Annotated in this window: 7 protein-coding genes; 1 reads left to right on the top strand and 6 read right to left on the bottom strand. The window is 50.7% G+C overall.

The genetic code is table 11. The annotated features are described in order from the left end of the window. Positions 1 to 102 precede the first annotated feature (102 nt). The 3 genes from fliD to B2R29_RS03375 form a co-directional block, all read right to left on the bottom strand. Positions 103 to 4,059 carry a flagellar filament capping protein FliD gene (gene fliD, locus B2R29_RS03385; RefSeq protein ID WP_301179797.1) on the bottom strand — a complete coding sequence of 1,319 codons (3,957 nt, stop codon included), beginning with the start codon at positions 4,057 to 4,059 and terminating at the stop codon, positions 103 to 105. A 93-nt stretch (positions 4,060 to 4,152) separates the two neighbouring features. Continuing rightward, complete coding sequence (locus tag B2R29_RS03380) at positions 4,153 to 4,536, bottom strand: flagellar protein FlaG (RefSeq protein WP_301179796.1); 384 nt, start codon at positions 4,534 to 4,536, stop codon at positions 4,153 to 4,155. A 67-nt stretch (positions 4,537 to 4,603) separates the two neighbouring features. Further along, entirely contained in the window at positions 4,604 to 8,176 is a 3,573-nt protein-coding gene (locus B2R29_RS03375) for a flagellin (protein WP_301179795.1), read from the bottom strand. Positions 8,177 to 8,511: 335 nt separating this feature from the next. On the opposite strand from B2R29_RS03375, the gene B2R29_RS03370 reads away from it, so the two are divergent. Then, entirely contained in the window at positions 8,512 to 10,563 is a 2,052-nt protein-coding gene (locus tag B2R29_RS03370) for a motility associated factor glycosyltransferase family protein (protein ID WP_301179794.1), read from the top strand. Here the strand turns inward: B2R29_RS03370 and B2R29_RS03365 are convergent. From B2R29_RS03365 to B2R29_RS03355, 3 genes are all read right to left on the bottom strand, one after another. Beyond that, positions 10,549 to 11,454 carry a hypothetical protein gene (locus B2R29_RS03365; protein ID WP_301179793.1) on the bottom strand — a complete coding sequence of 302 codons (906 nt, stop codon included), beginning with the start codon at positions 11,452 to 11,454 and terminating at the stop codon, positions 10,549 to 10,551. The two genes, B2R29_RS03370 and B2R29_RS03365, sit on opposite strands and share 15 nt — an antisense overlap. Further along, positions 11,447 to 11,983 (bottom strand): GNAT family N-acetyltransferase, encoded by a 537-nt coding sequence (locus B2R29_RS03360; RefSeq protein ID WP_301179792.1) that lies wholly within the window; start codon positions 11,981 to 11,983, stop codon positions 11,447 to 11,449. The genes B2R29_RS03365 and B2R29_RS03360 overlap by 8 nt, the downstream gene beginning before the upstream one ends. Before the next feature lie 9 nt (positions 11,984 to 11,992). Beyond that, a partial coding sequence (locus B2R29_RS03355) for a DegT/DnrJ/EryC1/StrS family aminotransferase (RefSeq protein ID WP_301179791.1) occupies positions 11,993 to 12,545 on the bottom strand: 553 nt, incomplete at its 5' end.

Here is a 12,545-nt window from a genome sequence, read left to right as displayed (position 1 = left end):
CTGTAGGAGGGAAGCTTCTTCCCGGCAGCGTGTCACCCGAGCCCCCTATCGGGGATAAGATCCCCTCCTACAAGTTTGCGCATGGAAGCTATTCACGAAGAATTAATCCTTGTTATTGCCATTGAGCGCATCAAACTGCTGCTTCACATAGTCCAACGTTGTATTCAGCGTCTGAATCAAAGAGTCGTTATACAGGAACTTAGCCTTCAGGCGGGCTTCCTGAGCATCCATACGGGCCTCAAGATCCGCACGGTCCTCTTCAACGGTTGTAATGTCCTGATCCAATGCTGACAGCTTGTTGGTAATGGTGCCGCTGCTGTTGTCGAGGAAGTTCAGCAGAATATCTTTCAGTTGATCACCAAAGCCGGTGATGTACGTGATGTCCCCGCGGTCACCAATATCACCACCGGTGATTTTAAGGCGGATACCCGACGCATCATCAATAGTGCCGTCGGCATCTTTACCGCGCTCACCATCACCAACACCGCGAACAAAACCAAACAGATCGGCAGCATCATTTGGCAAATCTTTTATCTCGACCGACGACTCAGCACCGGTACGGTTAGAAATAATACCGAACTTATTAAACGCGAACGATGAGGTATCATCTGTGTACTCAACCTTCACTGAAACGCCTTCTGCCTGAAGAGTCGCGTTGTCATTGATCGCTGTTTGCATGGCCGATGCCAGTGCCGATCCACTGATGTAGGTCGCCGGAAAATTCAGCTGAATCTCAGCCTCAACCCCATCCACTTCAATGGTGAAGCTGCTATTGTCCGCATCGAGAACGACAGGCGTATCAAAACCTGCTGATTCGTTGCCGATATAGAAACCGGGTGACGCCTTAACGTTGCCATCCACCGCACGCAGAAACTGCCCATTACCAGAAGCTTCAACACCATTAATTTTGCCCGCGACGTTCTGGCCTTTCGGAATTTCCTGACTGTAGATACTGACATCCTGCAGGCCAAGAAAAGCAATAGCATCCGCATCAAGCTCAGTGAACCCAACACGAGTGCCTTCACCACCAATCTGAATATTGAATGAGCCAAGGTCGCTGTCAGGGTCATAGTTGTAGCTGACAACCGGATCAAGGTCATAACCGAACTCACGACCGCTGCTCATACCGAAACCATCAAAACCATTCGTGCTGGTTTCGGCAGATAGTCCCAGTGACGTCGCCGCTGTACCACCGAGGTTGCTGACCTCAATGCTTGCCGCAGAGCCGAACGTGGCTGACGTTTTTACGCCCTCTTTCGAATTCGTCTCAAAGTACAGCTGACCAGAACCATCCACCGCAGCCGTAACATCAGCTGCCTGGTATTCACCTGTAGCGATCAAGGCTTCATCCAGCGCACTCTGGATAGCGACCAGATTCGACTGGCTATCGTTGCTACCAGATGTGCCGTCACCTGTAACATCCACATTAATGGCAGTTCCACCGACGGTAAGCGTAAAGCTGGCATTCTGACCTGGTGCCGAGAAATCAAAGCCAGTAGAAATATCACCAAAAGCTGATGTCTGAGCGCCACGCCCATCACTGACAACTTCAATAAATTCTTCGTGTCCGGTCGCCACCGTGCTGAGTTTCAGCCCGGTACCGTCCAGGGATGCAGTCACTACGCCTGCACCATACGCAGCATCCAACGCTGCCTGGACGTCAGCAACGTTGTCGCCAGAATCAGTATTAACAAGAATATCCTGCTCAACACCCGACACATTCAGACGGAACCCGGCGTTCGTTGTGGTGAAGTCGATATTGGCACTGATATCACGTGAACCGGTCGCTGTCTCGCCACCACGCACTACGCCCGCGAAATTAGGATCTGCACTTAAAGTCGCACTTAACTGATTCTGTATTTCAGTCGCCAGGTCATCACCCGTAAGGTAAGTGCCTGCGGGGATGGACACGAAACCATCCGAATCGATGCCATCCACCTGTACCTTAAAATTAACCGCAGCCGGAAAATCAACACCAGGGTCTTTGCCGTTGGTCTGGGCGCCCTGCGTCGCGTCCAGACCGAGCTGCGTATCCGTTACAGATGCACCAACAGAAGTAATCTCGATTGAGCTGGCTGCACCGACCGACGTCGTTTCAAATTTCAGATAACCATTATCATCGAAGGTGGCCAGTACCTGACCATTAAGAGCGGTCGAATCAATCGCCGTCTGAATCGCCTGCAAGGTATCATTGCGATCACCAAACACGCCGTCGCCGTTAAGATCCTGTCCCTGAGCATTTTGGTCGACAGTGACAGCGACCGGGCCAGAACCGTCCACATCAAGACTGAAAGTCGCGTTATTCGCCTGAAAATTAATACCGGTTTCGGGATTAATAAAGCGACTTCCAGCATCAGTAGTGGCACCACGCCCTGCAAACGCAGCTGCGTTCAGAGTCGTCAGCTCACCACCTTCGTAGGTACCGCTACCCAATGCACTGAAGCCCAGTGTATTAGCCGTGTTTCCGCTTACTGACTTGATGTAAACCTGAGAATCAGCTCCATACTTATTCGACGTGATCGAGAAGTTATTGCTGCTAGTGTTGAAATCCACCGATACCGAGTGGCCGAACTGAACCAGGGTATCGTTACTGTTGATCTGCAACGCCAGCTCTGCGGCCAGATCATCACCTGAGGTGTAATCACCATGCGTCAGATTTACGGTTGCATCTTTGCCATTCACATTAATAGTGAAACTGTCGTTACTGCTGTCGACAGTCACAGGAGACGCAAAATCCAGCAGTCCGAGAGACGCCGATGTATATTTTGCCTGCGTCGCCAATTGCGTGATTTCTACGCCATACGTGCCTGACTTCGTATTAATAGAGTCGTTGACATAGGTAATCTGGCTATCACTGGTGATACCTGATTTCGCCAGAATACCAACAATAGATGAGCGTTCTTCATTAATCGCTTTGCGGAACACCGATGGGTCGTACTCGAGCAGATAATCGTTGTTCCGGTCGGTATTCACGCCCAACTCGGTGAGCGAGCGGTATTCACCACTCAGGCCTGCAATCGGCTGAGAGATCAGCGAGCGAATCTGGCTCTGCATGGTGCGGATGGTTGAGTCACCCAGCAGCAGGCCTGCCTGCTGACTATCAGTATCAAACGAGGAAAGATCATCTACAAATTGTTTCAGGTTGTTGTAGGCATCAACAAAACCCTGAATATTCTCACTCAATTTATCAGTATCGGGAGACACACCAATACTGACCTGAGTTCCTACATCTGCACTTTTCAGATTAATCGTAACGCCTTTAATGACCTCATCGACATTGTTACTTTCGCGAGTGATCGTCAGGCCATTCACGCTGAGCTGCGCATTCTCACCGCGACTGGTCTGCTCGAGATTATCAGGACCAGCCTGAAGTTCATTAAACGCCATCGACGCCAGACCATTGGTCAGCAGGTTGCCACTATCATCACGCGCTTCAATCCGCATGGCGTTGCTGGAGCCCGTGTCGTCGCTCGTCATCAGAAGACGAAAACCCACACCGTCGTTGATAATGGATGCTCTTACGCCCATATCGGCGTTATTAATCGCATCACGAATACCACTCAGAGTACGGTTTGATTCATCAATGGTAATAGTACGGGTTGGACGATCCGTGTTGACGTCCTGGCCCGTGACATCGCCAGTCACCTCATCGTAGTTGTTAGTGCCGAAGCTGAACGTCAGCTCACCTGTTCCAACGATTTCATCAAAACTGTTGAATGTACCCGTTGCCAACGAGTGAGACTTTGCCGTGTTAAGAACTTCAACACTGTAATTACCCGGATCGGCCGTGGTCGACGTGGTAACCGTCAGAATATCTTCGTTGCTGGAAGTGGCGAGGGTCGCACCTGCCGCACTGGGCGACGCGAGATTGTTGACCGAAGACTGCATGGTAGACATCAGGCCTTTGATTTCACCATAGGCCGTAATCTTGGCTTCGATCAGCTCCTGGCGACGGTCAAGACGAAGTTCACTGACTTCTCTCTCAGCGCCAATGATCTGCTCGACGAGGTCGGTGGTCAGTACACCTGAGCCCAAACCTAACGATTCTATCGATGCCATACAATCCTCTTGCCGCACATTGCGGACATAAAAAAACCCACACTCACCTTATCGGCCAGTGCGGGTCTCTTTTTAGAGCGGTTTACTTAACCGTTACACTTGCGCACTGAACAATAAAGATGGCTCTTCATCATTCAATTTCTGCGCCAGCTCAAGGGCCAGCTCGCTGGGGATCTGACGAATCAGTTCCGCAGAAGCTTTATCATAGACGCTGATAACCGTCTTACCGCTGTTTTCATCCAGTTTGAAGTCCAGAGTCCGTTCTGTCTGTTGCACGTATTCATTGATACGGGAAACAGCGTCACGCACTTTGTCTGAACTCACCTCTGCCCGGGCTTCGGTACCCTGCGGCAATTCCTTGCCGCTGGTAGCGCTGATATCAGCGCTGACGTTGACCTTAGCAGACTGACCCTGGGTGACGCTGACAGTGGACGCCGCAGCGGACTTATCCATCATGTTATTTCTCAGCTCGTTCATAATTCACCTCGTTGGTATCTGAGTCAGCAAAGATGGGCTGAATAGCCAGCCCATCTTACCGGTTACCTTATCCCAGCAGAGACAGTACCTGCTGACCTGCGGCGTTGGCCTGAGCCAGTACCGAGATACCAGCCTGCTGCAGTACCTGAGTACGTGACAGCTCGGCGGTTTCGGCCGCAAAGTCGGCATCCTGAATCCGTGAGTTCGCAGCATTCAGGTTCTCAGAGGTCACCTGCAGGTTGCTCACTGTGGATTCGAGACGGTTCTGAATCGCACCAAGGTCGGCTCGCTGGCTCGCCACCTGACCGATCGCATTGTCGATCGCGGTGATAGCTTCCTGAGCGCCTTCGAAGGTAGAGATGTCGATGTCAGCCAGGAACTGACCATCTTCACCGCCGCCGTAAGTACCTGTCGCCAGACCGATTGCATCCAGTTCAGAGTTACCGTTCGCACCACCTTCCAGAGTGAACTCTTTCGCAGAAGACAGTGAGATCGAACCGTAAGTGGTCTCGTAAGCCGCAGCTTCCGCAGAAGTACCGCCGCCTGCTACAGAGCCCTCACCGAAGGTTGCTTCACCGATACCGTCGACGCCAGCATCCAGACCCAGCACTGCACCGATAGAGGCGCTTGAGCCAGACTTATCGTCGATTGCGATGGAGACGTTACGACCATCTGCTGCAGTCAGCGTCAGAGACACACCGTTGTCTTCAGCTACCACACCTGTTTTACCAGAGTTCTGGTTAATCAGGTTCAGTGCGTCAGCACGTGCACGGTCAGAGTCCAGGTTACCGCCACCATCAGTCTGCAGGGTTACCGTACCGACTTCTACACCGTTGATGTAGATACCAGCCTGATCACCCTCTTCGAACTGAGTCAGGTCAACGTTAGTGCCGTCGCCACCAACCACTTCGGTCGCGTTAACTTCAGCAGATACGCCGGTCTCGTCAGATACTTTGTTGATTGCTGCTGCAATCGCGATCGCTGACTGAGACTTCTCAGAAGAGAGGATCTTAGAGCCATCAGACGATACAGTTGCAGAAGAAGTATCCGCATTCACATCCGCGCCACCGATGGTTACGCCGTTGATCAGCAGGTCACCGTCTTCAAGACCGTTCACACCTGTGTAGTCTTCAGAAGCGCTGTTACCGCTAAAGAGCTCGCCACCAGTCGTTGGATCAGACAGAGTAACGTTTACGTCTTTGCCATCGTCAGAGTAGAACTTCAGTTCGCCCGACAGATTCAGAGCGTTTTCTCCAATATCTGTAGTACCGCCTTCAGCGACTGTAATGGTCTGGCCGCTGGCGTTCTCAGTTTCCAGGCTAACCGTGTTAGCGCTGTAGTTACGGATAGTCAGTGATACTTCGCCGCTGTCTGCGTCGTAAGTTGCTGATACATCCATATTGGCTGTAGAGAAGTCAGTACCGTTGATGTCATCAGCCAGACCTTGCAGCGTGAAGTTACCATCGCTGTCTGGAGTAGCCGTTACATCGATATCAGTACCACCCGCCGAGAAGCGCAGCTGCTCACCAGATTCAAGAGCCGAGTCTGTAATGGTCAGGTTAATCTCTTCGTAGGCGCTGACACCGCTCACACCGTTAATGGTGCTTGCCAGTTCTGCAACCGTTGAGCCTGCCTGCAGAGGCGCAGCAGGTGATGCATCAACACCGCCAACACTCACAGAAAGGTTCGTTTCAGCGGTAGTTGTCAGTACATCACCAGCAGAAGAACTATCCGTCACAGTACCCGCTGCACCCAGCAGTTCAGTACCAGCGTCAGTCAGAGTTACGTCAACCGCTTCACCAGTTGCAGACGTTGATGCGAAGGCCAGCTCACCAGTCAGAATGGTCCCATTTGCGCCTGTTGAGATCGTAGTACCGTCGATGGTTACTGCACCTGCAGTCGTACGATCGGCAGTCAGCTGGGTGGCAGTTTCGTTGCGGAATGTGAAGGTCACATCACCGCCAGTACCGTCCAGTTCAGCATTGAGGAAACCTGTTGCGCCCAGGTCCGCAGCAAAGTTACCAGCGTTCAGCTGATCAACCACGCTTTCCGCACGGAGAATCGCAGAAGTACCAGAAACGTTTACAGTCACGCCACCGATGTCAAACGAGTCACCCGCATCCAGACCCGAAAGCGTCATGGTGCCCTGCTCGTAGAAGTTAACATCGATACCCGCAGTCGTTGCCGCAGTCTCAGCAGCATCTGCATATGCAGCGATGTCCTGGTTACCCGCATTCGAGTAAGTAACCGCAGTTGTACCCTGAACAATCGTCAGAGATGCACCACTGTCGGTGATCTGTGCTGCAGTTGCCGTAGTCGTTACGGTAGTTGTCACAGAACCAGTGGTTTGCGAAATGAAGGTACCGCCGGAGTCAGCACGCTGCAGAGTGTTCGCCAGCGAACCGCCGCCCACAGTAGAGGCAGAGGTAGTGTCAGCCACTTTAGAAGACACAGAGACTGCTTCAGCTCGGTCGTATGTACCCGCAGTCAGACCCGCGTTTGCCAGGTCGCCACGGCCAGTGCCGTTACCACCAGATACTTCAATGGTTTTCTGGTCGCCGTCAGCAATCAGAGTGTAACCACCTTCGTAGGTGTTGCTGTATGTGGTACCAGACTGCAGCGTCGCACCGCCAGACAGACCGGTTGCCGCAGCAAAGGTATCCTGGTCAAGGCCAGTCAGTTCAGTGGTATCGAAGCTCAGAGTGATGTTCCGGCCGTCTTCAGCAACCAGGTTTACACCCGTCGAACCGTTTTCAGTATCAACCGCACGAACACCAGTCTGTTCAGCAACCGCGTTGATTGCCTGCGTGATCGCTGCACGGGATTGCGCCGTATCGGTCGTTGTAGAGAAAGAAATGTCTACGCCGTTCAAAGTGAAAGTACCGGAACCCGCGGTGCCGCTCATCTCACTACCACCAGCAACGTTTTCATTTACCTGAGCGGTAACGCCAGTTTCGTCGCTGTAACGGTTAATCGCTGCTGCTTTAGAAATCGCAGAAGCGACATTGTTAGAGACAGAAGAAGTGTCGTCTTCTGCACGGGAAGCGGCAATCGCAACACCGTTAAGAACCAGGTCGCCGTTTTCCAGAGCGTTGTCAGTACCACGCGCTGAAAGACCTGACTGAGAAGAAGAACCCAGCTTGTCAGCAGTCAGCTCACCGATAGAGATATCAACCGTCTGACCAGCGTTAGCGCCAACCTGGAAGGTTGCAGAGAAAGAACCGTCCAACAGTTTACGACCGTTGAAGTCAGTTTCTTCTGCAGTACGCGAAATCTCAGAAACCAGCTGATCAACCTCAGCCTGGAGAGCTTCACGGTCAACGTCAGAGTTAGTGGCGTTAGCAGACTGAACCGCCAGCTCACGAATACGCTGCAGAGATTCGTTAATAGAACCCAGTGCACCTTCAGCAGTCTGTGCCAGAGCAATACCGTCACCGGCGTTACGTACGGCTACATCCAGACCTTTGATCTGAGAAGTGAAACGGGTAGAAATCGCCAGACCAGCAGCGTCGTCTTTCGCGCTGTTGATTCGGAGACCAGAAGACAGGCGCTGCAAGGCCTGCTGGTTCGCCGACTGGGATTTGTCCAGGTTACGCTGAGCGTTCAGCGAGGCAATGTTGGTATTAATAATTTGAGGCATGGTGTTTCTCCTGTACCTACTTCTATTGGAACCGGCATCACCTTCGACGCTTTTCGGCTCCGCCTGACTTTGTCATAGGGTTTAACGGCGCCCCCGTAGAGTTCTTTAGAAGTTTTTTTCAACAAAGTGAGGGGCATATGCGACACCCTTTTGACACCCTCGCAACACCCCTGCTAACCCACTGATATATATAGAAAATTATTTTTGACACTCACCAAATCTGGCATTAAAAAAGTTTGTTACGAAATGTTTTTCTGTGCTCTTCCTGCAAGTCTGCTCCCCCCTTCAGGTGGCATGATCTCTGCTACTTTCTCTGTTCAATAAGGAGAAATGGCATGACACACCCACGAGCCGCCGGTGCTATGGCGCTGAAAGACAAAAATCTGGCGTACTTTAAGAAGAAGCACCCTGCTCTGTATCAAACTGCGTTGCAGGAAAGCTTCAGTAGACTGACGCTGAATATTGATGGCGATACAGGTAGCGTCGATCTTTGGCACGACAAACAAAGTTTGTATCAAGGTGATGCGCATGCCTTTGCAGATAGAGAAGTTGACGCATACAAAGACAACTTCGGCCCCGGACAATCAATAGCCACCATACTGCCACCCAGTCCGGGGGAGATTGGCTTTCATCGTTTCTTCTCTAAACGTATGCACGCTCTGACGGATCAGATCCCGGACGATGCAGACCTGACCCAGAATTACACCATTCCCGATTTCTATCCCATGATCGTATTCTTTGGCTGTGGCCTGGGTATCCATATCGAAAGAATGATCCGGGAAAACCGAATTCTTAACGTCATCATTTTCGAGCCAGATCCTGAGTACTTCTTCGCCAGCCTCTATGTCACTGACTGGGAAGATCTATTCCGCGAGTTTGAAAGGAAAGGCAATAAGATCGACATACTCGTCGCCAACGGCGGAGTCGCTCCACCGGAGGTGTCTTCTCCCGCACTCTGGAACCTACTGATCAACTACGGCCCGAGCTTCCCGCTGTGCGCTCTCTTTTATAATCACATAAGCAGTGCGCCCTATAACCCCATAGTCAAACGTATACAGGGGGATATGCACTTCTTCCTGAATCAGTGGGGCTACTATGACGATGAAATAAATCAGCTTAACAATGCTCTGCATAATATTGGCGCAGGCGTGCCACCTATGTCTTACGACCAGATAGATACCACTCTACCAGCGGTTATCGTCGGCGGTGGACCATCCTTTGATATGCGGGTTGAAGAAATTAAGCGCCATCGCAATAAGATGTTACTGATCTCGTGCGGAACATCGGTACACAGCATTATTGCTGCCGGACTCATGCCCGATATACACGTTGAAATTGAATCGCACATGTTGACGTACGATCATCTTTCAAAAATCGAGCATCCAGAATTCTTTGAAAATACGTTGCTGGTTGGCGCCCTACAGCTGCCTCCCCAGGTATTTAGCTTATTCAGACACGGTTACTACTTTCTGAAAGACTCAACGGCGCTGGGAAATATGTTCGGCAGCCAGGAAGAAATCGTACACAGAGCGACGCCAACCTGCACCAACACCGGCGTGGCCGTAGCAACTCACCTTCAACTTAAAAGCGTCTTCCTGTACGGCATGGACTTCGGCTTCCCGGAGAAGAATCAGCATCACTCGAAGAACAGCATCTACTTCAGCGATAAAATGAGTGACTCCATCAAAGAAGGGGTTAAACGTAATCTGGAGAAATTGGTCGAAACCGAATCAGTTCATGGCGACCCTATGTACACTTTTCCAATGTACAACACCTCAAGGATGAGTATTGAACAACTGACAAAGCACCGCACACTGCACCAGCAAACACAAAGCTACGCATGTTCAGAAGGCGCAAAGATCGCCAACACTGAATATCTTACACCGGATGCCGTAGATGACTTCTTCGCTACACGTGAAGACATCGCTTCAACCGAATTTCTGAAGGCACTCAAAGGTACACCCTTCACACAGAAGCAGATGCGCGAGAAAATCGACGAGCTCGGTGCTTTCCTGAAAGAAATCAGCCGCTCATTCAGTGTGTGCTTAAATTCTCTGAAATCGACCGAACCTGAAGACGTATTTCGTGTGTGCCACACGATCAACCTGAATCTACTGCAACAGGTCTTCCCTAAGTATGGCCTGACCGCATACTTCATACGCGGTTCAATATGGCATTACCTGAATATCGGGTGTGCTCACTCACTTTCGATAGAAAATAAAGCCAGCCGGGATAAATTTATTACTGAATGGAAGAGTAACTTTGGGAAATTTCTTGAAGATCTACCGTCTCATTACGACAGTATTACGTCTAAGCAATACCCGGATACTGCAGACCCATGGGTTCGCAACGATATCGTTTCTAACGAGCATCTATACGCCGAATGATTCGTTTCGAAGATCAATAATACCTGTGTGTGGTAACACACATGCAGGCGCAATCGGTGGCAAAGCACAGTAGACTTTTCGTCCTGCGGCTAACGCCACCACCATCGCGTAACTGTTTAATCCGACAACATACGTCGCCTCTGAGATCGCATGTGACAATGAATCTTCCGTGTTTACAGAAACTCTGAACTCTACACACTCAGTAAGAGCGTCGTACTTACCGGGAGGGTCAGAAGGATGAGGGCGAATCACAATGTTGCCGACATTAGCACCGGTCTTTTTAAGAGCGGAGAGAAAAAACTCGAAGGCTGAAAACTCGCCGGGATTTAGTGAACCGGATTGCATATCACCCCATTGCTCCCGCACAGGCTCCATCAAAAACAGAACCGTGCCAGACTCTGTTACTGAACTGATCTCCGCGACCTGATCCTCCAGGTACCTACCCGGCATGATTCGTATACAAGCACCAGGAAACTCTGAAGCTGCCACAGCCTGAGCCTCATTATCAACCACCCAAAGCTCATCAATATCTGCCTGGCCATCCGCCTGATAGTTCAGTCTCGGACGATAATTCACCCAGTGATCCAGCACAGCGAATACAGGAATTGCACGCTGTCGGGCGAGATACATCACATTCTTTTCGATTTCAGTTGCCCAGCCTGTGCCCGAGATAATCCAGTCCACCCTCTGAGCCAGCGCCTCTGTATCGTCGATGTTTTCGAATTGATTCAGCAGCCCAAGACGATCTGCTATTTTTTTAGCGGGGCCATGCAGAGATAGAATGATATCAATATCAGAAAAATCGCCTGCCGTAATCCAATGCAGGATCTGATTCGCCGCACCCGCATCGTGAGCGACAATGCCACAACGCCCCGCAGGAAAATCAGTCATAGGAGAATCTGGCGAAATGCAACATATCGAAAGCAACGCCTTCAACTAATTCATGCTGTACACGAATACCATCCGGGACCATATCACTCTTACGAATAACCCCCAGCATGGCCTTGTTACAGCCTAGGGTGCCTGCAGTCACCTTACGCAAACCAGGCAACGAAAGCACCTTATCCATCACCATTAACCAGGCTGTAGAACCAGCACCGGGAGCCGATGTTTCACCGATCAGGATTCCCATATCAGCCGTGCCATGACGTTGATTGAAATGAACCGTCATCGTGCCGATATGGCCGTGAATTTTATGCTTCACAGCAAGAAATACCGAGTTACTCCGGCTTACGGAATCAAAGAACTCACGACAACTGGCTTCATCATGATTCATAAATCTCTGATTACTGAACCTGACCAGTTCCTTATTGTTCAACCAACCAATATATCGCTCTGAAATATCATCCAGAGTAAAAAGACAAACTTTCAAGTCATCCTTTTCAATCGGCAGTATGGATTTGAAGTCATTACTGAACATGGTTACGCCTTACCGACTCATCTCGACCTTGTGTGCCCACACCTTATGGAAAGCACGGATAATCAGATCGACATCCGATTCGGTCAGATCATAAGTACACATTCCGAAACCCAGATACGTACGGTCATTCATATCCTCTGCGACCGGACATATTCCCTTCTCGTAGGAAATATCCTGCCTGGTGAACTCAGCACTCCAGGGAAATCCACTCGTACCGTAAGCTGTTTTCTGCTGATACATAGGCAAAAGATGCAGGTTCTGATACTGCGTCGCAAGAATCACACCCTCGGCTTTCAGCGCTTCAGCAATTTCAAACTTACTGACACCCGCGACATCCGGGTCGACCAGAAGTGGAAATACGTAGTACACGTGGGTATTCCCATCGGCAACATACGGCACTGACAGCCCCGGCAGCTCACAAATACCCGCCGCCAATCGTTCGGCCAGAGCGCGACGGGACTCAACCAGCCCATTTAGCTTCTTCAACTGCTCCATGCCAATCGCGCACTCAATTTCTCCCAAGCGGAAGTTATAACCAAGCATGTTATTGATCGGCATAGCC

This window comes from Thalassolituus sp. UBA3500, from assembly GCF_002377545.1.
Lineage (GTDB): Bacteria > Pseudomonadota > Gammaproteobacteria > Pseudomonadales > Oceanobacteraceae > Thalassolituus.
Note: the sequence above shows the minus strand (reverse complement) of the source record. Positions and strands in the feature narration are given on the sequence as shown.

Bases quoted from the DNA above. Each gene is read 5' to 3' on its own strand.
- B2R29_RS03370 (WP_301179794.1), top strand. From the start codon at position 8,512: ATGACACACCCACGAGCCGCCGGTGCTATGGCGCTGAAAGACAAAAAT.
- B2R29_RS03380 (WP_301179796.1), bottom strand. From the start codon at position 4,536: ATGAACGAGCTGAGAAATAACATGATGGATAAGTCCGCTGCGGCGTCC.
- B2R29_RS03375 (WP_301179795.1), bottom strand. From the start codon at position 8,176: ATGCCTCAAATTATTAATACCAACATTGCCTCGCTGAACGCTCAGCGT.
- B2R29_RS03360 (WP_301179792.1), bottom strand. From the start codon at position 11,983: ATGTTCAGTAATGACTTCAAATCCATACTGCCGATTGAAAAGGATGAC.
- fliD (WP_301179797.1), bottom strand. From the start codon at position 4,059: ATGGCATCGATAGAATCGTTAGGTTTGGGCTCAGGTGTACTGACCACC.
- B2R29_RS03365 (WP_301179793.1), bottom strand. From the start codon at position 11,454: ATGACTGATTTTCCTGCGGGGCGTTGTGGCATTGTCGCTCACGATGCG.